At 71.8% G+C, this 20,371-nt stretch carries 19 protein-coding genes and 7 tRNA genes; 10 read left to right on the plus strand and 16 right to left on the minus strand.

All coding sequences use genetic code 11. The features are described 5' to 3' along the window. Positions 1-19: 19 nt before the first annotated feature. Positions 20-745 (plus strand): exonuclease domain-containing protein, encoded by a 726-nt coding sequence (locus ACZ60X_RS23610; protein WP_469601746.1) that lies wholly within the window; start codon positions 20-22, stop codon positions 743-745. A 43-nt stretch (positions 746-788) separates the two neighbouring features. On the opposite strand, the gene ACZ60X_RS23615 is transcribed toward ACZ60X_RS23610, so the two are convergent. The 10 genes from ACZ60X_RS23615 to ACZ60X_RS23660 form a co-directional block, all read right to left on the minus strand. Next, positions 789-860 (minus strand) — tRNA-Val (locus ACZ60X_RS23615). Positions 861-899: 39 nt separating this feature from the next. Next, on the minus strand, positions 900-1,346 hold the full coding sequence (locus ACZ60X_RS23620) for an SRPBCC family protein (RefSeq protein ID WP_469601749.1): 447 nt from the start codon (positions 1,344-1,346) through the stop codon (positions 900-902). A 124-nt stretch (positions 1,347-1,470) separates the two neighbouring features. Further along, the gene (locus tag ACZ60X_RS23625; protein WP_469601753.1) at positions 1,471-4,200 is read right to left on the minus strand and encodes an exo-rhamnogalacturonan lyase family protein; all 2,730 of its coding nucleotides are present in this window, start codon (positions 4,198-4,200) and stop codon (positions 1,471-1,473) included. Positions 4,201-4,277: 77 nt separating this feature from the next. Then, positions 4,278-4,868, minus strand: a complete 591-nt coding sequence (locus ACZ60X_RS23630; protein WP_469601756.1) for a hypothetical protein — start codon at positions 4,866-4,868, stop codon at positions 4,278-4,280. 8 nt (positions 4,869-4,876) lie between these two features. Next, a complete protein-coding gene (locus tag ACZ60X_RS23635; RefSeq protein WP_469601759.1) occupies positions 4,877-5,758 on the minus strand; it encodes a carbohydrate ABC transporter permease in 882 nt (293 codons plus the stop codon). Next, the gene (locus ACZ60X_RS23640) at positions 5,755-6,714 is read right to left on the minus strand and encodes a carbohydrate ABC transporter permease (protein WP_469601762.1); all 960 of its coding nucleotides are present in this window, start codon (positions 6,712-6,714) and stop codon (positions 5,755-5,757) included. Before ACZ60X_RS23640 ends, ACZ60X_RS23635 begins: the two co-directional genes overlap by 4 nt. A gap of 11 nt (positions 6,715-6,725) precedes the next feature. Then, entirely contained in the window at positions 6,726-8,012 is a 1,287-nt protein-coding gene (locus tag ACZ60X_RS23645; RefSeq protein ID WP_469601763.1) for an ABC transporter substrate-binding protein, read from the minus strand. Between the two features lie 236 nt (positions 8,013-8,248). Further along, positions 8,249-9,451, minus strand: a complete 1,203-nt coding sequence (locus tag ACZ60X_RS23650) for an alpha/beta fold hydrolase (protein WP_469601764.1) — start codon at positions 9,449-9,451, stop codon at positions 8,249-8,251. A gap of 226 nt (positions 9,452-9,677) precedes the next feature. Further along, positions 9,678-9,749 (minus strand) — tRNA-Val (locus tag ACZ60X_RS23655). Between the two features lie 75 nt (positions 9,750-9,824). After that, positions 9,825-10,286: a TIGR02611 family protein gene (locus ACZ60X_RS23660; RefSeq protein ID WP_469601766.1), complete on the minus strand. Its 462-nt coding sequence runs from the start codon at positions 10,284-10,286 to the stop codon at positions 9,825-9,827. Between the two features lie 191 nt (positions 10,287-10,477). Here ACZ60X_RS23660 and ACZ60X_RS23665 point away from each other — a divergent pair, with 191 nt between their 5' ends. Beyond that, positions 10,478-10,891 carry an SsgA family sporulation/cell division regulator gene (locus ACZ60X_RS23665; RefSeq protein WP_004002642.1) on the plus strand — a complete coding sequence of 138 codons (414 nt, stop codon included), beginning with the start codon at positions 10,478-10,480 and terminating at the stop codon, positions 10,889-10,891. Positions 10,892-11,187: 296 nt separating this feature from the next. Beyond that, positions 11,188-11,748: a CGNR zinc finger domain-containing protein gene (locus ACZ60X_RS23670; RefSeq protein ID WP_469601769.1), complete on the plus strand. Its 561-nt coding sequence runs from the start codon at positions 11,188-11,190 to the stop codon at positions 11,746-11,748. A gap of 101 nt (positions 11,749-11,849) precedes the next feature. Here ACZ60X_RS23670 and ACZ60X_RS23675 read toward each other — a convergent pair whose 3' ends face one another. Both ACZ60X_RS23675 and ACZ60X_RS23680 read right to left on the minus strand, forming a co-directional pair. Further along, on the minus strand, positions 11,850-12,002 hold the full coding sequence (locus ACZ60X_RS23675) for a hypothetical protein (RefSeq protein ID WP_358903611.1): 153 nt from the start codon (positions 12,000-12,002) through the stop codon (positions 11,850-11,852). Positions 12,003-12,200: 198 nt separating this feature from the next. Beyond that, positions 12,201-12,647, minus strand: coding sequence for a hypothetical protein (locus ACZ60X_RS23680; protein ID WP_469601774.1), 447 nt, complete (start codon positions 12,645-12,647; stop codon positions 12,201-12,203). A 254-nt stretch (positions 12,648-12,901) separates the two neighbouring features. Between ACZ60X_RS23680 and ACZ60X_RS23685 the strand changes: the two genes are divergently transcribed. Further along, positions 12,902-13,426: a DsbA family protein gene (locus ACZ60X_RS23685; RefSeq protein WP_469601777.1), complete on the plus strand. Its 525-nt coding sequence runs from the start codon at positions 12,902-12,904 to the stop codon at positions 13,424-13,426. 61 nt (positions 13,427-13,487) lie between these two features. On the opposite strand, the gene ACZ60X_RS23690 is transcribed toward ACZ60X_RS23685, so the two are convergent. From ACZ60X_RS23690 to ACZ60X_RS23700, 3 genes are all read right to left on the minus strand, one after another. Further along, positions 13,488-14,312, minus strand: coding sequence for a GNAT family N-acetyltransferase (locus ACZ60X_RS23690; protein ID WP_469601780.1), 825 nt, complete (start codon positions 14,310-14,312; stop codon positions 13,488-13,490). A gap of 71 nt (positions 14,313-14,383) precedes the next feature. Further along, the gene (locus ACZ60X_RS23695) at positions 14,384-15,205 is read right to left on the minus strand and encodes an aminotransferase class IV (protein WP_469601783.1); all 822 of its coding nucleotides are present in this window, start codon (positions 15,203-15,205) and stop codon (positions 14,384-14,386) included. Further along, the gene (locus ACZ60X_RS23700; RefSeq protein WP_469601786.1) at positions 15,202-16,266 is read right to left on the minus strand and encodes a chorismate-binding protein; all 1,065 of its coding nucleotides are present in this window, start codon (positions 16,264-16,266) and stop codon (positions 15,202-15,204) included. Before ACZ60X_RS23700 ends, ACZ60X_RS23695 begins: the two co-directional genes overlap by 4 nt. Positions 16,267-16,444: 178 nt before the next feature. On the opposite strand from ACZ60X_RS23700, the gene ACZ60X_RS23705 reads away from it, so the two are divergent. The 5 genes from ACZ60X_RS23705 to ACZ60X_RS23725 all read left to right on the plus strand — a co-directional run bounded on the left by ACZ60X_RS23705 (position 16,445) and on the right by ACZ60X_RS23725 (position 16,921). After that, positions 16,445-16,517: transfer RNA gene (locus ACZ60X_RS23705), tRNA-Gly, on the plus strand. Positions 16,518-16,555: 38 nt separating this feature from the next. Next, a tRNA-Cys gene (locus ACZ60X_RS23710) sits at positions 16,556-16,629 on the plus strand. A gap of 1 nt (position 16,630) precedes the next feature. Continuing rightward, positions 16,631-16,702, plus strand: a tRNA-Val gene (locus ACZ60X_RS23715). Positions 16,703-16,748: 46 nt separating this feature from the next. Then, positions 16,749-16,820, plus strand: a tRNA-Val gene (locus ACZ60X_RS23720). Positions 16,821-16,849: 29 nt separating this feature from the next. Next, positions 16,850-16,921: transfer RNA gene (locus tag ACZ60X_RS23725), tRNA-Val, on the plus strand. 1,330 nt (positions 16,922-18,251) lie between these two features. On the opposite strand, the gene ACZ60X_RS23730 is transcribed toward ACZ60X_RS23725, so the two are convergent. Then, the gene (locus tag ACZ60X_RS23730) at positions 18,252-18,428 is read right to left on the minus strand and encodes a hypothetical protein (protein WP_014671580.1); all 177 of its coding nucleotides are present in this window, start codon (positions 18,426-18,428) and stop codon (positions 18,252-18,254) included. 599 nt (positions 18,429-19,027) lie between these two features. On the opposite strand from ACZ60X_RS23730, the gene ACZ60X_RS23735 reads away from it, so the two are divergent. Continuing rightward, positions 19,028-20,371 carry a serine/threonine-protein kinase gene (locus ACZ60X_RS23735; protein ID WP_469601790.1) on the plus strand — a complete coding sequence of 448 codons (1,344 nt, stop codon included), beginning with the start codon at positions 19,028-19,030 and terminating at the stop codon, positions 20,369-20,371.

A 20,371-nucleotide genomic window follows, 5' to 3' on the forward strand; every position in this document is an offset into this window, starting at 1 on the left:
AACGAGGAGTTGGGTTCAGATGACGACCTGGTACGAGGGGCCGCTGGCCGCCTTCGACACGGAGACGACGGGTGTGGACGTCGAGACCGACCGGATCGTGTCGGCCGCAGTCGTCGTCCAGGACGCACCGGGCACCCGGCCCCGGGTCTCCCGGTGGCTGGTCAACCCGGGAGTGCCCGTGCCGGAGGCGGCCACGGCGGTGCACGGGCTGACGGAGGAGCACCTGCAGCACAACGGCCGCTGGCCGGCCCCGGTGATGTACGAGATAGCCGAGCAGCTGGCGGAGCACGCGGCGATGGGCCGCCCCCTGGTGGTGATGAACGCGCCGTTCGATCTGACACTGCTGGACCGGGAGTTGCGCCGGCACCGGGCGTCCGCGCTGGACCGCTGGTTCGAGTCGGTGCCGCTGAGGGTGCTGGACCCGCGGGTGCTGGACAAGCACCTGGACCGGTACCGCAAGGGCCGCCGCACGCTGACCGACCTGTGCGAGCACTACGGCGTGGCGCTGGAGGGCGCGCACGACGCGGCGGCGGACGCGCTGGCCGCGCTGGACGTCGTACGGGCGGTAGGGCGCCGCTTCGCGACCCGGCTGGAGCGCCTGACCCCCGCCGAGCTGCACACGCTCCAGGCCAACTGGCACGCGGCGCAGGCCCGCGGCCTGCAGGCCTGGTTCGCGCGCAGCGGCTCGGAGGAGATCGTCCACACGGACTGGCCGCTGCGGCCGGAGCTGCCGGCGGCTGCCTGAACACGTGAAAGACCGGCCCGCGTACGGACCGGTCTTCTCCGGGTGGGCGATACTGGGTTCGAACCAGTGACCTCTTCGGTGTGAACGAAGCGCTCTCCCACTGAGCTAATCGCCCGGGAACGCACTGAACAATACAGGCCCGGACGCCGACCTTTCAAACCGCTGCGAGACGCCTGACCAGTCCCCGCCGCCCGGCGGCCATCATCAGCCGGTGGTTGGCGCGGAAGACCGGCCGTCCCGGCACGGCCAGCCACCGCAGCAGGGGCTTGTTCACGCGCACCACCTGCTCGTACCGGGCGAGGGTGCCGGAGCCGCTGGCGGTGACCGTCCAGCGGGCCCAGCCGTCGATGTCGCCCGACATGGTGATCTGCAGGACCCCGGCGGCCGGGTCGCGGCACGTCTCGCGTGCGGTGAACGTCATGGCGTACGGCAGCGCGGACCGGACGGTGATGACGCCGGTGCGGTCGTCGAGCCGGGTCACCGCGCGCACCTGCGGCCACCAGCGCGGATAGTCCTCGGGCTGCTCCAGCACGGCGTAGACGGCCGCCGGCGGGGCGGGCAGGGACCACAGGCTGCAAAAGCGGTAGCGACGCCAGTCCATGGCAGGAGTCTGCCCGCCCGGGCGCCGCGGTCTTGAGTACGCGTACTCATGCGCCGTGCCGCACGGCGGGACAGACTCGTGAGGCGAGCGCCGCCGCCCGTGCGACGGCGCTCCCCCGGACCGGCTAGGGCATCCTGTCCCCGAGCAGTGCCAGGTTCTCGATCGCCGCGAGGCCGTAGAGCGCGGTGTCGTTGCTGGACACCCAGGCCGCCTCGCTGCCCGCGACCAGCGTGAGGGGTCCGGTCAGCTGCTCGGTCTTCCACGGCGAGGACTCGGTGTAGCCGTCGGAGCCGTAGAACTTGCTCCAGGCGCGCTTGGCGAGCGTCGCGTCACCTGTCTGTACGGCGGCGTAGGCGTCGAGGCGCGAGTGGCCCTGGAAGAGCAGCAGGGTGCCGAAGTCGGAGCCGTAGCGGGCCTTCTGTTCCGCCTTGGTGGCGTTGAAGTACCGGCAGTAGTCCAGGTAGGCCTCCTTGAACTTGGGCATGTCGACCAGGTGGATCAGCTCGGCGCACAGTTCGTTCAGGCCGAAGACGGCGGAGAGGTGGGACACCGAGACGACCGGCTTGTCGGCGACGGCGAACTTCCCCGTGTCGAGGTCGTACAGCCCGCTGCCCTGGACGAAGCCGTTGGGCTGGGCGGCGATGCCCTCCATCGTGGACAGCACGCGGGCCTTGGCCTTCTCCCACTTCGGGCCCTTGCGCTCCCACTCGGTCAGCCAGGCCGAGACCAGGCCGCTCCAGTCCGTGCCGAAGCCGATGGACAGGGCGTGCCGGTCGGGCGTGTAGGGACCGGTGCGGACCTTGCGCTGCGGGTCGAGGACGAGGAAGGTCTCGTCGGAGTCGACGTTGGCGTGCATGAGGTCGCCGACGCGTTCGTCGCCGGTGAGGAAGTAGTAGAAGCGGCGGTAGGTGGTGTTGGCGATGCGCTGCTGCTTGGCGCTGTCGCCGAAGTGCTGCACGCCGTGCCGGGTGCCGAGGCCGGCCCACTTGCCGAGGTGGTAGACGTCGACCTCGCCGGTGTGCCGGGTGAGCGCCTCGGCGAACCGGAAGAGGTCGGAGCGGCCGCTGCGCAGGTAGGCGTACCAGAGCCACAGGTCGGGTGACAGCTCGGAGTTGTCCCAGGCGTAGCCGCCGACGTCGTAGCGCCACTGGTGGCGCACGGTGTCGTAGGTGTGCATGAAGTCGCCGTAGTCCCAGAAGCCGTACCAACGGCGTTGCTCCACCTGGTCCTTGTAGTAGGCGAACAGGAAGTCGAGGTGGTCCTCGATCTTCGCCTTGGCGACGGTGGAGCGGTCCGGCTCGCAGAACAGGCCGCGGCCGAAGACCTCGGCCCTGACCAGCTGCCTGGGCGGGGCCGCGAGCTGCGGCAGCACCCGTACGGCCTGGACCTGCCCGGCGAGGGTGTCGGCGTCGGGCGTGGAGTCGTGGGCCCAGAAGAGGAGTTCCGAGGTCCGGGCGATGCCGTAGGGGGTGCCGAACTCGGGCTCGTAGTCCTCGTAGGTGATGTTGAGGCCTTCGAGCTGCTTGGCGTACGTGTCCTGGCCCATGCCGTCGTGGTAGAAGCGCAGGTCCATGGGCTGGGCCTCGGGCGACCAGAGCCAGAGGGTGACGGTGGCCTCGTCGGTGTGGGCGTCGCGGATGTCCAGCTGGGCGGGGAACTTCTCCCAGAAGTCCCTGAGGCCGAAGGAGAGTCCGCCGCTCACACCGCCGACGTAGCCGAAGCCGGAGGCCCGCTTGCCGCCGCCGGCGGCGATCCAGCCGTAGCCCTTGCGGGTGCGCTTGCGCAGGGTGAAGCCGTCGGCGGAGAGCTGGGCGAGGGTGTAGTCGCCCCAGTGCGGGATGTACTGCAGGCGGGTCGTCACCCGCTGGTCCCAGGTGGCGGGGTCGGGCAGCTTCCGGCCCGCGTACTGGGCGGCCTGCACGGCGGCGCCGGGGTCGCGGCGCAGCCCGGTGACGCCCTGGACGGCCTCGCGGAGCAGGCCGGTGCCCTCGCCGCCGAGGCGGATGTGCCGGTCGTACGCCGCGTCGCGCATCGGTACGGAGAAGCGCACGCCGAGGCCGCGGACGAAGTCGCCGGAGGCCTTGCCGGGCTCCTGGGTGCCGTCGTAGGTGATGGTGTGCACCATGCGGAAGGAGTCGGCGCCGGCGTAGAAGTACAGGCGGACGGAGAACGGCAGCCAACCTCGGCCGCCCTTGCGGTGTTTGCCGTCGATGCGGACCACCGCGCGGACCGGGCCGTCCTGTTCGACGGTCACCGCGTCGATGGCGCCGTCGAACCGCTCGGTCTTCACCGTGCCCTGGTCCTCGTCCTCGACCTCGGGCTGCCGGATGAGGACGAGCCGGCCGTTCCGGGCGATCTCGGTGGAGCCGCGGGTGACGGACTTGATCAGGGTGGCGCCGTCCTTGCCGATCTTCGCGGTGAGGACGCCGGTGGAGACGTCGATGGTGCCGCCGCTCTTGTCGACGGTGACCTTCCGGCCGGGGGCCGCGGGCGTGCCGGCGGTGAGCGTGAGCTTGCCGCTGCCTGAACTCACCGCGTGGGCGGTCCACTTGAGGGAGCCGTCGGGCCAGTAGGCGAGCGGCCAGGTCTGGACGGGGACGTCCTTGCCGCCTTGGTCGGTGAGCGCGAAGGTCTGGTCCTCCTGGTAGGCGCCCATGGGCCAGGGCACGCCGACGGTGGAGCCGGGCGCGGCGCCGAGACCGCCGTCCTCCAGCCAGTCGAGGGTGACGGGGTCGGCGCCCCCGGCTCTCGGCGCGGCCTCGGCGTCCTTGGCCCCGAGCGCCCAGCTGAACTGGGCGGCGGCTCCGGCGACGGCGGCCGCCCTGAGCAGGGACCTGCGGGGAATGGGAGACATGGTCTTCCTTCCAGAGTGACTAGTCAGGGGCATGACAGAGGACGCCGCGGCGCCCGGGGCACCGGCCCTGGCGCGGGTCAGCGGCCCCGGTACCGCTCCTCCACGGCGACGGCCGCCGCCGCGACGGCGCCCAGCACGGGGACCGCCAGGGGGGCGATGAGCAGGGCGGAGCAGCAGACGAGCACCGCTCCGCCGACGAGCAGGAAGGATCCGGCGGGATCGAGCACCGTACGGCGTCCGGCCGCGGCGAGCAGCGCCCGCCAGCTCTCCCCCGGCGCCCAGACGGCCGCCGCGCGCAGCCCGGCCACGGCGAGCCCCAGGAGCGCGAACAGTCCCACGGCACCGACCGGCGGCCCGCCGGGCAGCCCGGCCCGTACGGCCTGCACCTGGAGCCAGGCCAGGGCCGCCACGGCCCAGCCGGCCAGGCCGACCGCCCAGCCGCCGCGCAGCGCGGCCCGGAAGTCGGCGGCGAACTCCCGCCCGCCACCCGCCCGATGACCGGTACGGCGGCGCAGGTGCCGGGCGCCGGCGGCGAAGGCGGCCGGATAGGTGACGATCCCCAGCGAGGCCACCGCGATCCACACGCCGGTGAGCAGACACTCGGCGAACACGGCGAACCTCTCCGCGAAGACCGACTCCCCGCGCGGCTTCACCCGGGCCTGGGCCATGGCCCGCCTCACCCCTTCAGTCCGGAGGTCGCCATGCCGTCGACCAGATGGCGCTGGAAGGCCAGGAAGAACAGCAGCACGGGCAGCAGCGCGACCAGGGACATCGCGATCATCCCGCCGTAGTTGGCGGCGACGCCGTCGGAGTCGCGGAACATCATCAGGCCCAGCGAGACGGTGTACTTGCCGGGCTCGTTGAGGTAGATCAGCGGGCCCATGAAGTCGTTCCAGGCGTTGATGAAGGTGAAGATCGCGCTGGTGATGAGCGCGGGCCGGGACAGCGGCAGCACGATCGACCAGTAGATGCGCAGGTGCCCGCAGCCGTCGAGCCGGGCGGCCTCGTCCAGCTCCGGCGGCAGGTTCCGCATGAACTGCACCATGAGGAAGACGAAGAAGGCCTCCGTGGCGAGGTACTTGCCGATCAGCAGGGGGATGTAGGTGTTGACCCAGCCCAGCTTCTGGAACATCACGTACTGCGGGATCAGCAGCACGTGGTACGGCAGCAGCAGTGTGCCGATCATCAGCGAGAACAGCAGGTTGCGCCCGGCGAACCGGATGCGCGCGAAGGCGTACGCGGTCAGCGAGCAGGAGACGAGCACGCCGACGACGGCACCACCGGCGTAGAAGAGGGAGTTCTCGAAGAACGTCCAGATCCGCACGTCCGCGATGCCGTCGGAGAGGCCCTTGAAGTTGCTCAGGATCGGGTGGGACGGGAACAGCGTGAGGCTGTTGATGATGTCCTTGCCGGGCTTGAAGGAGGCACCGATCACCCAGATCACCGGGTAGAGGATCACGGCGAGGATCAGCAGGGCGCCGACGTGCCAGGCGAACGAGCCGGTACGGCGGCGGCTCAGCAGGGGCTGCTTGGTCGCGGTGTCGGTGGTCGCACTCATCGGGCGCCCTCCTCGTAGTGCACCCACTTCTTCTGGGACCAGGACAGGACGGCCGTCACCAGGGCCACGGCCAGCAGCAGCATCCAGGCCATGGCGGAGGCGAAGCCCATCTGGGCGTTCTTGAAGCCCTGCTGGTACAGGTAACAGGTGTAGACGAGCGTGGCGTCGGCCGGACCGCAGTAGGTGTTGGAGACGACGTAGGCCGAGCCGAAGATCTGGAAGGAGTGGATGGTCTCCAGCAGCACGTTGAAGAACAGGACCGGGGAGATCATCGGCAGGGTGATGTTCCAGAACTTGCGGAACGTCCCGGCGCCGTCCATCTCGGCGGCCTCGTACAGCTCCCTGGGTACCTGCTTGAGCCCGGCCAGGAAGATGACCATGGGCGCGCCGAACTGCCAGACCGTGAGGGCGACCAGGCAGTACAGCACCCAGTCGGCGTTGCCGACCCAGCCGCCGACGTGCCAGCCGAAGAAGGACTGGGTACGGTCCACGATCGCGCCGTCCGAGAACAGCGACCGCCAGACGAAGCCGACGGAGACGCTCGCGCCGATGAGCGAGGGGGCGTAGAAGGCGGCCCGGTAGAAGGCCTGGCCGCGCCTGCTCTGGGCGAGCAGGAGGGCCACGCCGAGGGCGAGCAGCAGCTTCAGCGGGGTGCCGATGATCACGTACTTCGCCGTGACCTCCACCGACTTCTGCCAGCGGGGGTCGTGGAACATCTCGGTGAAGTTGTCGAGCCCCACCCACTTCGGTGCGTTGAAGAGGTTGTAGTCGGTGAACGCGAAGTACAGCGAGGCGACCGTCGGGCCCGCGGTCAGCAGCAGGAAGCCCGCGATCCACGGGGACATGAAGAGGTAGCCGGCGAGGTTCTCCCGCCGGCGGCCGGGCCGCCCCGCGGGGGCGGAGGCGGCCGAACGCCCCTGGCGGGCGGCGGGCACGGAGTCCCTGACGAGCGTCACGGCACGTCCCGTCAGGCCTGGAACGCGGCGTCGGACTCGGTGAAGAACTGCTTCACCGCGTCGGAGACCTTCGTCTTGCCCTGGCCGAGGTCACCGCCGATGCGCAGGAAGGACGCCTCGACGGTGTCGGCCCCGGACGGGTGCGGGGTGATCGTGCCGAGGACACCGGCCTTGGCGGTGTCGACCTCGTACTGCGCGATCTCCTTGTTGGCCGGATCGGCCGGCTTGTACGCGCCGTACTGCTCGGTGCTCGCGAGGATGCCGCGGTCGTAGCCCATGATCGTGCCGACTTCCGGGTCGTGGCACATGAAGTCGATGAACTGGGCGACCTCCTTCGGATGGGAGGTGTGGGAGGACGCGCTGAGCATCAGGGAGGCGAGGTACTGGCCGGTGTGGCTGCCGTCCGTGGTCGGGATCGGGGCGAGGCCGTAGGTGCTGTTGCCCTCCGAGGAGTAGCGGACGGTGAAGTTGTCCCAGGTGAACTCGGAGGCGCCGTGGCCGGCGGAGAGGGAGGACTTGGGCTGGTCCTGGGCGACGACCTTCGGGTCGGTGACGATGCCGGCCTTGACGCGGCTGTAGCCGTCGGTCCACCACTCCGTCAGATCGGCCTGGTCGAACCCGAGTCCGTCCTTGGTGAAGAACGCCTTGCCGTTCTGGCGGAGGTAGAGGTCGTACAGGTACATGATGGTGAAGTAGCCGGTGTCGCCCGGGACCTTCGTCCGGTCGTGGACGGTCTTCAGGGCCTTGAAGTAGTCGTCCCAGGTCCATCCCGCGTGCGGCTCGACGCCCGCCTTCTGGAAGACCTTCTTGTCGATGACGAGCGCCATGGTGTTGGAGCCGACGGGAATTCCGAGCTGCTTTCCGTCGACCTCGCCGACCTTCGTGACGCCGTCGCGGAAGTGATCCAGGCTCAGGTTGCCTGCCTTCACCTGGGAGTTGAGGTCGAGCAGAATTCCACGCTTGTCGTACTTCCGGAGAAAACCGACGGCGTTCTGGAAAACATCCGGAGGATTTCCGCCGGCGGCCTGCGTCTGGAACTTCTCCCAGAAGGACGCGTATGTCTGGAAGTCGGTCTTGACCTTGATCTTCGGGTACTTCTTCTCGAAGAGCGCGATGGTCTGGTTGATCTTCTTCGCCCGCTCCTCGGCGCCCCACCAGGAGTAACGGATCGTCACCGCACCGCCCCCGGAACCGCTTCCGCCGCCACAGCCGGTCGTGGCGGCGAGCCCGAGCGCGGCCGCCGACGCCCCGGCCGCCTTCAGGATCGTACGCCTCTCAAGATTCCTGCTGGTTCCCACAGTCGGGCCCTCCCCGCAGCGTCGTTGCCGCCGTCATGAATCGTTTCAAGTAAGCGCTTGCTGGCACAAGGTACGGAGAGGCCAGGGGTGCGTCAATGATTCGGACAGGATTTCTTGCGGGCCGACACACGCACGACGACGGCCCACCGACGGTCGCCGCAGGTGGGGGCGGCGTGGTCGGCGGGCCGAACGAGAGCGGCGGGACGGGGCCGGCGGGTGTACGCGATCGGGCCGGTTCAGGCGGGGAGGGCGGCGAGCCAGTCGAGCAGGACGCGGTTCGTCTCCTCGGGGCGCTCCTGCTGGACGAAGTGGCCGCAGCCGTCGAGGATGTGCGAGCCGAGCAGGCCGGGCAGGGTCTTGGGGTACGCCTCGACCGCGTCCGCCAGCCAGGCGAGCGAGGCGTCCAGGGCGCCGCCGACGAACAGCGACGGCTGGGTGATCGGGGCGCCCGCCCAGCCGGCCAGGTCCTCCCAGTCCCGGTCCATGTTCCGGTAGCGGTTCAGCGCCCCGGTCAGCCCCGTCCGCTCGAACTCGCCGGCCAGGACGTCGAGGTCCCGCTCGTCGAGCCAGGCCGGCGGCGGACCGGCGGGGAAACGTTCACGCAGAGTGCCGCCAGGGCCGACGAAGTGGGGATCGGGGGCGCCGGGTGCGGGCATGGTCCCGGCGGACAGGGCCGCGTAGAAGCCCGCGAGCCAGCCGCGCACATCGGGCTCGATCTCGGACTCGGCCCGGCCGGGCCGCTGGAAGTACGAGACGTAGAACTCCCCCGGCGCCGCGGACTCCGCGCCGCGTCCGCTCCTCGTACGGCTGCCGTCTCCTTCGCTCCGCACACGGTGGCCGCCCCCGCCGGCTGGCTGGTTGCCGATGACGTCCCCGGCGCCGCTGCCACTGCCACCCCGGGCCTCATCCTCCGCGCGAGCGCCGCTGCCACTGCCACCCCAGGCCTCATCCTCCGCGCGAGCGCCGCTGTCGCCGCCGGCGCTGCCGGCGCCGCTCATGCGCGCGAAGACGTCGCTGGGGCGCGGGCCACCGGGCGGGGTGTACGGCACGCCCAGCATGGCCACGGCATGGAAGACATCAGGCCTGGTCAGGGCGGAGGTGGCGGCGATCGCCGCGCCCCAGTCGTGCCCGACGACCACCGCGGACTCCTCCCCCAGGGCCTCCACCACGGCGACGTTGTCGGCGACCAGGTCGAGCATCCGGTACGCGTCGACGGCCGCGGGCCTGGAGGAGCGGCCGTAGCCCCGGACGTCGACGGCCACGGCGCGGTAGCCGGCGGCGGCCAGCGCCGGCAACTGGTGACGCCAGGAGTACCAGGACTCCGGGAACCCGTGCACCAGCAGGACCAGCGGACCGTGCCCCTGCTCCACGAGATGGACGCGGCCGGCCGGCGAGGGCACCAGGCGGTGGGTCGGGGCGGAGCGGGGGAGCTGGGTCACGGCGGCTCCAGGAGGCTCGGAGTGGGCGGGTGAGGGCGAAACCCTTCACGACGTCTCGTCCGATCGTCCTGTGGACGGCCCGCCCCGCACGAGGTTGGTTGCCGGTTCGGCAACACGCGCCCGCCCGGCCGCCCGGCGCCTCGCCCCGCGCGCCGCCACGGCACCGGACGCGTGCGCAGACGACGACGGCCCACCTGCTGTTTCGCAGATGGGCCGTCGGTCCGGGTGGGCGATACTGGGTTCGAACCAGTGACCTCTTCGGTGTGAACGAAGCGCTCTCCCACTGAGCTAATCGCCCGGGCGCAGGAAGAACATTACCCCATGTCAGGGGGTGCGTCCGACCAAAGGGAGGGACAGCGGGCGCCGGGGCGGCTCACTCCGCGCCGATCTTCCAGGGCACGACGAGGCCGAACCTGCCCAGGTAGATCCCGGCCAGCGCGACGACGATCGACAGCCCGACAGCGGTCAGCGTGATGTTGCGGCAGCGCACCTTGGGGTCGAGGGCCCGCTGAGCGGCCTCGGTGACCTTGCGTTTCATCCAGCGGAGCACGAGCTGGGCCCAGACGAACTCGGTCGCCCAGATCGCCATGCCGCCGAAGATCACCACCCAGCCGGGTCCCGGCAGCGGGAGCATGACGATGCCGGTGACGACGACCGCGAGGCCGACCACGAAGACGCCGACCTGCCAGCCCACATGCAGGAGCCGGCGGGCCTTGACGAATTCGGGCGCGCGGGAGCCGAGGCCCGCTCCGGCCCCTCGGCCCGCCTCCTGCCAGCCGGCCCGCGTCCCGTCCGCCGCCGCGGCCTCGTCCCGCCCGTCACTCCCCGTATTCATACAGACAAACCCTACCGGAGTGAATCCCGTCACTGAAATGGTCGTAGGTCTGGTACGAGTTCTCGGCCGGAAGAGTTACGTAAAGACACGCAAAACCCTCAGAGGGGTTTACAACGGCACCGTAGGTGGCATGTCGATTTCGCCGACGTGCGAATCCCCGAGCGCACACTGAGCGAAAGGCCCTGGCGCTTATGAACACCACGGTCAGCTGCGAGCTGCACCTGCGCCTCGTTGTGTCGAGCGAGTCATCCCTGCCTGTCCCCGCAGGCCTGCGGTACGACACGGCCGACCCCTACGCCGTGCACGCCACCTTCCACACCGGAGCCGAGGAGACCGTCGAGTGGGTGTTCGCCCGCGACCTCCTCGCCGAGGGGCTTCATCGGCCCACCGGGACCGGCGACGTCCGCGTCTGGCCATCGCGCAGTCATGGCCAGGGCGTCGTCTGCATCGCCCTCAGCTCGCCGGAGGGAGAGGCCCTGCTCGAGGCCCCGGCGCGGGCCCTGGAGTCCTTCCTGAAGCGAACCGACGCCGCCGTGCCGCCCGGCACGGAACACCGGCACTTCGACCTGGATCAGGAGCTGTCGCACATCCTGGCGGAAAGCTAGGCCGCGGCCCCTTCGAGAGCAGCCCGGCGCCGTCCACTCGGGGAGACGGCTCGGGCCAGGACAACCGCATACGGCACAGCCCGGCGCCGTCACCGTGAGCGTTCACGGGGCGGCGTCGGCCTGTATCGGCCGCGCCGGGGCCGCGGGAGGGCGGGTGGTACGGGAACCCCGTGGGGCGCCGAGGCGTTGTCCCGGCAGTCCGAGTCGGGCGGAGCACGGTGCACGGGGCCCGGATGTCGCTACGATCGGCCAGCATCGGCGGGCGTCGCCCGACCCCCCAGGCCAGGGAGCGAAACGTGCTGATCACCCACGACACCCGGTGCGCCCTCGACACCGTGGTCGATCTGGTGAACACCGCGCCGGAGGACGACGCGGCGGAGGAGGGACTGCCCGACGTCCCGGCTCTTGCTGATTTCGTTCGAAAGCACCAAATCAGCGACGTCGGTGTGCTGTCGGAGTTCGATCTTCCGGCGGTGCGACGGGTGCGGGCGCGCTTCGCGGCCATCTTCGCCGCTCCGGACCCCCGGTCCGCCGCCGGGCTCATCAACGAACTGGTCGCCGCGGCCGGCACGACGCCGCGGCTGACGGACCACGACGGCTACGACTGGCATGTGCACTACTTCGCGCCCGGTGCCTCCGTGGCCGATCATCTCGCCGCGGACTGCGGGATGGCGCTCGCCTTCTTCGTGGTGGCCGGGGAGCAGGAGCGGCTTCGGCGCTGCGAGGCTCCGGACTGCCGGCGGGCCTTCGTCGATCTGTCCCGCAACCGCTCGCGCCGCTACTGCGACAGCCGCACCTGCGGAAACCGGCTGCACGTGGCCGCCTACCGCGCGCGGCGCAAGGAGGCGACGGGCTGAGGGGCCCGCCCGGCGCCGGGGCACTCACGCCAGGTGAGACGCTCGGCGGGGCCCGGCCGACGTCGGTCCCGGCGGGTGGCGCCGGGACGGACGCGTACGGCTCACAGCAACAGCAGGTCGTGCAGCGCAGCCATGAGGAGCAGACACCCGATCACCGCAAGGAAGATCATCAGCGGTGGCTGGGAGAGGGCGAAGAGGCACCCGCGCGGCTCGTCCTTCGGCGGCGCGGCCTCGCTCTGTTTCGTGTCCAGCATCTCGCGGCAGATCATGGCGCAGAAGAGACCCTGCGCGCGACGAAGATGCCACCTGTATGCGGGAGTTGCCGCATTCCGCACCGTCTCGTCCGACTTGCTTCCCTTCGTGAACGGATCGGGGCGCGATCATGACGCACTGTGCCATTCCGGCCGGACGGGCCGACGTGCCCTTATGCCGCCGGGGCCGTCATGCGGCCGTCATATGCCGTGCTTCTTCAGGATGGCCTCGATGTCGCTGAAGTCGTCGGCGGAGCCGGTGGCGCGGGGAGCGTCGGCGGAACGGGTCGCGCGCCGGTTCCCGGGGCCGAGGGAGGGCGCGGAGGCCGTAGGAGCCACGGCGTCCGTCCCGCTGCCGCGGGCCGCTCTGCGCTCGGCCCGGGTGGCGCCACCGCGCCGGCGCTCGACGGCGCGCGTGCCCGCGAAGAGCAGCCAGGCCGCGCCCAGCACCCCGAAGCCCGCCCAGGCGACGGGACTGAAGGCGGTGTCGGCGAGCCAGCCGACGACTCCGGTCATCACCAGGCCGACGGGCACCAGGGAGTAGGCCGCGATGCGGGCCGCCGCCAGGAAACGCTTGCGGTAGGCCGTGACCACCGCGATGCCCAGGCCCGCCGCGGACACGGCGGAGCAGACGGTCTCGGCAATCATCCGGTCCTCCTGGCGGGCTCGGTCGGGTGGGGCGGGACACCGCAGCGCGGTGCGACGCGGGCACACGGCGCGCCGGTCCGGCACGCTTCGTCCCCTCCATCCTGCACCGCCCCGTCCCCGCGAGGCCATGCCCCCGGCGGACATCAGGGACATCTCCGGGTCGTCTCCTCCTGGAGTGCCGTACCCGATGAACGGCCTCCGGGGCGTCGCGGTCCCGATTGGGTCGGCCGGGCCCGGCCTGGAAGACTGGCGGCATGAGCGACTCCTCCCCCGCACGCGCCGACGCCCTCGTTCTCGACGTCTGGTGCGAGCTTCAGTGCCCCGACTGCCGCACCGCCCTGGACGACGTCCGCGCCCTGCGCGCCCGCTACGGCGACCGGCTGGAGCTGCGGCTGCGGCACTTCCCGCTGGAGAAGCACAAGCACTCCTTCGCCGCCGCCCAGGCCGCCGAGGAGGCGCTGGCCCAGGATCAGGGCTGGCCCTACGTGGAGGCCGTGCTGGGCCGGGTCGAGGAGCTGGACCGTGAGGGAGAACCCTTCCTGGTCGACGTGGCCCGTGAACTCGGGCTGGACGCCGAGGAGTTCGACACCGCGCTGATCGACGGCCGGCACATCCTGATCGTGGACGCCGACCAGGCCGAGGGCAAGGCGATCGGGGTGACCGGCACTCCGACGTACGTCATCGGCGGCGAGCGCCTCGACGGCGGCAAGAGCCAGGAGGGCCTGCGCGAGCGCATCGAGGAGATCGCCGACCGGCTGCTGGGCGGCGAGCAGGCGTAGGCCAGCGCCCCGGCCTGTCCCCCGGCGGGATCCTCCGGCCCTCCGGCACGGTCCGCCCGTCCTACAGCAGCGTCTTGACGAGGGAGCGGGACGTCGTCACGTAGCCCAGCGACTCGTACAGCCGCTCCGCCGGGGTGTTGCCCGCGAACACGTTGAGGCCGAGGACCGGCCGGCCGGCCTCGATCGCCTGGCGCTCCGCCAGCAGCATGAGCGTACGGCCGTGCCCCCGGCCGCGGTGGGCGGCGTCGGCCTCGACGTCGTAGACGAACGCCTCGTCGTCGGTGAGCGCCAGCCACAGCGTGCCCACGCGGACCCCTTCGTGCTCCAGGACGCTGAAGAGCACGCCGTCGGTGGCGAACCCGTGCGGCAGCAGCCGCTCGTGGTCGCGGCGCGCCTTGGCGCGGGCCACCGATTCGGGGACCCCGCGCTCACGCCACGTGCGCGCGTACCGCTCGCTCTCATGCTCCCGCCAGGCCGCGAAGTCGGCCTCCGTCATGGGCCGCGCGGTGCTGCCCGCCGGCAGCTCGGGCGCAACGGTGCCGAGCGGCTTCGCCATGCGGCGGTTGCGCAGCGTGTAGCCGAGGGTGCCGAACAGGCGCAGGGCGATGTCCGCCGAGGCGGGGACGATGGTCTCGATCTGGGTGCAACCCCAGCCGCGTACCACCTCCTCCGCGGCCAGCGCGGCCACCGTGGCCCGGCCGCGCCGCCGGTCGGGCTCGGCGATCCACAGCTCATGGACGCTCGCCACCGAGTCGCCGAGGGTCGGCGAGGTACCGAGGTGGATCTCGCCGACGGGACGGCTGTTCACGCACACCTGGTAGCGGCGCGAGCGGGTGCCGTCGGGGTGCTGCTGGAGCGGCTCGATCGGCCGCAGGGTCGTCGTCATCACGGCTGTTCTACCCGCGCCCGACCGCCGAGTCAGCCGGTTTTCCGACGCTGCGGGCAAGGCGCCCCGGCTCAGGGGTCCAGGTCCTTCCCGGCCCGCTCCTCGAAGATCCGCATCGCCTCGGCGGTCACCGGACCGGGGGCGGCGGGCAGGGCGCGGTCGTCGACGCGGTGCACGGCCTGGATGTCGCGCAGGGTGGAGGTCAGGAAGATCTCGTCGGCACGCCGGAGGACGTCCAGCGGAAGGTCGGTCTCCTTCGCGCCCGTCCACTCGACCGCCAGGGCGCGTGTGATGCCGGGGAGGCAGCCGGAGGCGACCGGCGGGGTGTGGATCTCGCCGTCCAGGACCACGAAGACATTGGAGCCGGTGCCCTCGCAGAGCTGTCCGACCGTGTTGCCGAACAGCGCCTCGGAGGCGCCCTGTTCGTGGGCGCGGGCGAGCGCGACGACGTTCTCGGCGTACGAGGTGGTCTTCAGGCCGGCCAGGGCGCCGCGCTCATTGCGGGTCCAGGGGACCGTGACCACGGCGGTGGTGTCCGGGCGGCGGGTGGTCGGTCCGAGGGCGACCACGAGGGTCGGGCCGTGCTCGCCGCGGTCGGAGCCGAGCGGACCGTGGCCGCCGGTGTAGGTGATCCGCAGCCGGCCGAGCGGCATCGCATTGGCCTCCAGCACGGCCGCGCAGGCCGCGCGGATCTCGTCGTGGTCGGGGTCGGGCAGACCGAGGCCCCGGGCCGAGCGGGTCAGCCGGTCGAGGTGACGGGTGAGCGCGAAGGGCTTGCCGTCGGCCGCCTTCAGCGTCTCGAAGATACCGTCGCCGACGGTCAGTCCGTGGTCGAAGACGGAGACGCGGGCCGACTCCAGGTCCCGCAGCCCGCCGTCCAGCCAGATCCTCATGCGCGCACCCCTCCGCTCGCCTCGTACGTCCCCGACGCTACCGCGAGCAGCCGGGACGCCTTCAGTTCGGTCTCCCGCCACTCCGCCTCGGGGTCGGATCCCCAGGTGATGCCGGCGCCGGTGCCGAAACGCAAGCGCGCCGCCGCGCCGCCCGGTCGGTCGATCCAGAAGGTGCGGATGCCGACGGCCAGCTCGCCCGTGCCCCGGTCGGCGTCGACCCAGCCGATGCCGCCGCAGTACGGCCCGCGCGGGGCCGTCTCCAGGGCCTCGATGATCCGCAGGGCGCTCGACTTCGGCGCGCCGGTCACCGAGCCGGGCGGGAAGGCGGCGGCGAGGAGGTCCGGCCAGCCGGTGCCGTCGCGCAGCTCGCCGCGGACCGTGGAGACCAGGTGGACCAGCCCGGGATGCTTCTCGACGGCGCAGAGATCGGGGACGGTCACGCTGCCGGTCGCGCAGACGCGCCCGATGTCGTTGCGCACGAGGTCCACGATCATCACGTTCTCCGCGTAGTCCTTCTCCAGGAGGTCCGCCTCCGTGCGCCCGGTGCCCTTGATCGGCCCGGACTCCACGACCCGGCCGCGGCGGCGCAGGAACAGCTCGGGCGAGGCGGTGGCGATCTCCACGCCGTGCTCCGGCAGCCGGATCGTCCCGGCGTACGGCGCGGGGTTGCCGCGGGCCAGCACGGCGGTCAGGGCGTCCACGTCGGCGTCGGGGGCCACGGGCGCGCTGAGCACCCGGCAGAGGTTGGCCTGGTAGACCTCGCCGGCCGCGATGTGCTCGCGGATGCGGCGTACGCCGGCCGTGTAGGCCCCGTGGTCCAGGGAGGAGGTCCACTCGTGCGCGGCCGGGCCCCGCCAGCCGCCCGGCACCGGGGCGGGCACCGGCTCTTCGCGGACGTCCGCGAAGCGAGCGCAGGTCAGCCGGCCCTCGAAGTCCGCGCAGACAGCCCAGAAACCGCCGGAGTCCAGGGCGGACGGATCGCTGGTGACGTCCAGGAGGCCGGTGGCGACGCGGTCGCCGAAGCGGGCCAGAGCGGGGAGGCCGAGAGGGTGGTGAGGCACGTGATCGAGTCTAGGTCGGGTGTCCGACAGGTGGCTCCGGGATGTCCCCGAGGGGGCCCTGACCTCGTGCTCCAGGGGGTGCACCGCAGCACGCTGCGCAAACGCGTTTTTGTGCTGGCCCGGGAATCCGCTAGAGTTCAACACGTCGCCGGGACGTGGAAGCGGACCGAAACGACAAGCGGACGTAGCTCAGTTGGTAGAGCGCAACCTTGCCAAGGTTGAGGTCGCGAGTTCGAGCCTCGTCGTCCGCTCGAAGGAAGAAGGGGTCATCCCGATCCCCTACACTCCTGGTGGAGTGGCCGAGAGGCGAGGCAACGGCCTGCAAAGCCGTCTACACGGGTTCAAATCCCGTCTCCACCTCCAAGGACGATTAGCTCAGCGGGAGAGCGCTTCCCTGACACGGAAGAGGTCACTGGTTCAATCCCAGTATCGTCCACTGGATCTCCTCGGAGATCTTGCGGATCTTCTCGAAGATCCTCCCCGCGCGATTAGCTCAGCGGGAGAGCGCTTCCCTGACACGGAAGAGGTCACTGGTTCAATCCCAGTATCGCGCACTGACTGTGACTGCCTTGTCACAGCCCGCGGACGATTAGCTCAGCGGGAGAGCGCTTCCCTGACACGGAAGAGGTCACTGGTTCAATCCCAGTATCGTCCACACATCGAAAAGCCCCCGGCCGTCTCGTACGGCCGGGGGCTTCTTCGTGATCGCGACCGCACCGAGGCGGGCGGGTGGCAGGGGCGCATCGGCGCATGGCGTTTCGGACCATGCAGGGTTCGGCCCGACTCCTCGCCGGTCGGTCCTGCTTGGTCTTTCCGCGGGAGAGACTCCGTGTGGCCGCGGGCGGTTACGGCGCGGTTCGACGGTCAGGGCGCCAACTGATGCAGAGCATGCAGACATATGCGTTGATCAGCGCCTTCTCGACATCCTCCAGCGGACGGCATCTCCTGAGCGCTTTGACGGCCATCTGCGCGGTGAGCGCGCGGGCGGGACGTACAAGGGCGGTCCAGGGGTCGCCGGACGCGGGCACGGCCGGTCCGCGGGCGCGCCGGTAGGGGGCGAGGAAGCGAGCCCACGTCTCGGGCGGGAGAGGACCGCAGGCGTACCAGGCGGCCGACCGCGCGGGCGGCCCGGGCATCGATGCCGCCCCGCGCGCCCAGGCGGGAGGGGCGGCCCAGGCGGCCGGAACGGGAACGGCGGCTCGGTGGGGTACGGCGTGGGGAGCTGGGGGTTCGGGGGCTCAGCCCGCTCGGACAGCGGCATCGGAGGCCTGGGATTCCCGGCGGCTTCGGCGGGCGTGGGCTGGGGCGGTACGGCCTGGGACGCCGGGGGCGGGCTTTCCCGCCGGGCGCGGGCACCGGGGAGGCGGCTTCGAGGTCGCCAGTCCCTTGAGGGGCCGCGCGTGGAGGCAGGCCATGGGGGCGGGGCATGCGCGGTGCAGGCGAGCGAGGGGGGGTGGCGGCGGCTTCCCTGGGGGCCGCGTCGGGGTCCCCGGGGGTGCCGCAAGTCGGGGCCGGGGGCGTGCGCCTGCGCGCCAGTGGCGTGGTGGCCGTACGACGGTGGCGTCGGGGCGGTCGGCGAGCGGCGTGGGCGCAGCGGGGCAGGCACAGTCGGCCCCGCCCGGGTGCGCGCAGGCGACGGCCGCGAAGGATGGTCAAGGGGGCCTTGGGGATCGGGTATGCGGGTGTACGTACGGCGGATTCGGGGCGCGTCGCCCGCCCCCGCGGGCGGGGGTCACCGCCCGCCCTGGGCGCGTGCCCCCGCTCGAAGAGGTTCGGCGGGAGGTACGACTGCCCGCGGCCGCGCTCGGCGTACGACGGCTCGCGCGCTCGTGGACGCGCACACGGTGGCCCCGGAAAACGGCGCAATGCCGGCGCAGCTCCCCAGCTGCGCCGGCATTCGTGCCGTCCGCCGCACCCCCGTCCCCACGGGGTTTCCTGGATGGATGTCCCTGCCCGGACCGCTCTTCCGGGCCTGGGGTCGCCGCTCAGCGCCCCAGCATCGCACCCACGGACGACGCCTGTGTGGCCACCGTCTCCCAGCCGTCGAACACGAGCAGGAGCAGGGCCGCCAGGGGAAGGGCCATGAGCGTCGCCACCAGGGGGTGGCGGCGGCCCGTGCGGCGGGGAGCGAACGCGGTGCGTCGCGGTGCCGTGTGGGCCATGGTCCCTCTCCTGACCGTCTCGGTCGTCTCGGAGCGGCGGGTGTCTGACCTCGGGGGACGAGTGCTGCACCCGCCGCTTGTCCTCAAATCTAGGCGCGCGGCCCCCACCCGGCGTCATGCCCTCGTACCGATTGCCGGGCCTCCCGGAGGATGAGCCGTCACCGGGGGAGTACTCCCCAGGTTGGAGACGATGGTGGAGGTCTCGGGGTCTTCCCGGAGGGGACGTCCGCCGTATCCCCTCATTTCCGGAGCACCCGGCGGCGAATGGAGTGACTTCGATCACTCTGGTGACGGCCGGGAGAGCTGTCGCGTCCGGCCCGCCGGGCATCCGGCCGGTGATCTTCCGGCCGGCCCCCGGGGTCCGTACGACGGCCTCGCGGACCTGCTCCACCTGGCCTCTTGTTCCACCAACATCCCTGCCACCGAGCCTGGTTGGGGGCACCGACTGCCCAAGGGCACCGCGGTGCGTGGGGTGGTGACTCCTTTTCACCTGCGGGGTGCGGTCCACGCAATCCGTTCGGGCCCGAGGGCGCGGCCTCTGCGCGCCGACGGCCGTGGAAACGTAAGCTGTGCCACGTCACAGGGACCGGGCAGCGGGGATGAACATGGCGATGATGCGCCTGAGGCGCGAGGACCCGCGCGTCGTCGGCTCGTTCAGGCTTCACCGACGGCTCGGCGCGGGCGGGATGGGCGTGGTCTACCTCGGCTCCGACAAGAAGGGACAGCGGGTCGCGCTGAAGGTGATCCGGCCCGACCTCGCGGAGGACCAGGAGTTCCGGTCGCGGTTCGCCCGGGAGGTCTCGGCGGCCCGGCGCATCCGGGGCGGCTGTACGGCCCGGCTGGTCGCCGCCGATCTGGAGGCGGAGCGGCCCTGGTTCGCCACCCAGTACGTACCCGGCCCCTCACTGCACGACAAGGTCAACGACGAGGGCCCGCTCGGCGCGGCCGACGCCGCCGCGATCGGCGCGGCGCTGTCCGAGGGCCTGGTCGCGGTGCACGAGGCCGGGGTCGTCCACCGGGACCTGAAGCCCTCCAACATCCTGCTGTCCCCCAAGGGCCCGCGGATCATCGACTTCGGCATCGCCTGGGCCACCGGCGCCTCCACCCTCACCCACGTCGGCACGGCCGTCGGCTCCCCCGGCTTCCTCGCGCCCGAGCAGGTGCGCGGCGCGGCCGTCACCCCGGCGACCGACGTCTTCTCCCTGGGCGCGACCCTCGCCTACGCCTCCACCGGTGACTCGCCCTTCGGACACGGAAGTTCCGAGGTGATGCTGTACCGGGTGGTGCACGAGGAGCCGCAGCTGTACGGCGTACCCGACGCGCTCGCCCCGCTGGTGCGGGCCTGTCTGGCGAAGGACCCCGAGGAGCGGCCCAGCACCCTGCAGCTGTCGCTGCGGCTGAAGGAGATCGCCGCCCGTGAGGCACAGGGTCTGGACGTCGGCGTACGGCCGCCTGCCCCGCGCGCCGCGGAGGCGGACCGGCCCACGGGACGGCTCGTCGACACCTATCCCGAGCAGCAGCGCACCCAGCGGCGCCCCGCCCCCGGCACCCCGCTGCCGCGCGGCGGGGTCGCCTCGCGGAGCGCCGGCGTGCCGTCGCGGGGCGGGATTCCGCAGCGGAGCGGCAACGGCGGGCGCGCGGCGGGCGCCGGATCACGGCCCGGTACGGCCCGTGCGACACCGGCTCCGCGCGGTGGCGGTCCGCGTTCCAGCGGTGGCCGGCCCACTCCGCGCACCGGGCGGCCGGGGCAGCGTACGACGGGGACCGGACTGCGACCGGCCAATCCGCGGCTGCTGCGGCAGCGGCTGTTCGTGTTCGTCGTGGTGACGCTGCTCGTGGCGCTCGGGATCGCTCTGGCACAGGGATGCCAGGGCCCGGCGCGCGGGCTCGGCGGCACCGGCGTGCACCAGCAGCACGCCCAACAGCAACCGCAGCGACAGTAG

The organism is Streptomyces sp. NPDC104106, from assembly GCF_055584345.1.

Coding starts and splice junctions, on each gene's coding strand:
- ACZ60X_RS23630 (WP_469601756.1), bottom strand. CDS start 4,868: ATGGCCCAGGCCCGGGTGAAGCCGCGCGGGGAGTCGGTCTTCGCGGAG.
- ACZ60X_RS23620 (WP_469601749.1), bottom strand. CDS start 1,346: ATGGACTGGCGTCGCTACCGCTTTTGCAGCCTGTGGTCCCTGCCCGCC.
- ACZ60X_RS23685 (WP_469601777.1), top strand. CDS start 12,902: ATGAGCGACTCCTCCCCCGCACGCGCCGACGCCCTCGTTCTCGACGTC.
- ACZ60X_RS23690 (WP_469601780.1), bottom strand. CDS start 14,312: ATGACGACGACCCTGCGGCCGATCGAGCCGCTCCAGCAGCACCCCGAC.
- ACZ60X_RS23675 (WP_358903611.1), bottom strand. CDS start 12,002: ATGCTGGACACGAAACAGAGCGAGGCCGCGCCGCCGAAGGACGAGCCG.
- ACZ60X_RS23730 (WP_014671580.1), bottom strand. CDS start 18,428: ATGGCCCACACGGCACCGCGACGCACCGCGTTCGCTCCCCGCCGCACG.
- ACZ60X_RS23665 (WP_004002642.1), top strand. CDS start 10,478: ATGAACACCACGGTCAGCTGCGAGCTGCACCTGCGCCTCGTTGTGTCG.
- ACZ60X_RS23680 (WP_469601774.1), bottom strand. CDS start 12,647: ATGATTGCCGAGACCGTCTGCTCCGCCGTGTCCGCGGCGGGCCTGGGC.
- ACZ60X_RS23625 (WP_469601753.1), bottom strand. CDS start 4,200: ATGTCTCCCATTCCCCGCAGGTCCCTGCTCAGGGCGGCCGCCGTCGCC.
- ACZ60X_RS23610 (WP_469601746.1), top strand. CDS start 20: ATGACGACCTGGTACGAGGGGCCGCTGGCCGCCTTCGACACGGAGACG.
- ACZ60X_RS23660 (WP_469601766.1), bottom strand. CDS start 10,286: ATGAATACGGGGAGTGACGGGCGGGACGAGGCCGCGGCGGCGGACGGG.
- ACZ60X_RS23635 (WP_469601759.1), bottom strand. CDS start 5,758: ATGAGTGCGACCACCGACACCGCGACCAAGCAGCCCCTGCTGAGCCGC.
- ACZ60X_RS23695 (WP_469601783.1), bottom strand. CDS start 15,205: ATGAGGATCTGGCTGGACGGCGGGCTGCGGGACCTGGAGTCGGCCCGC.
- ACZ60X_RS23735 (WP_469601790.1), top strand. CDS start 19,028: ATGAACATGGCGATGATGCGCCTGAGGCGCGAGGACCCGCGCGTCGTC.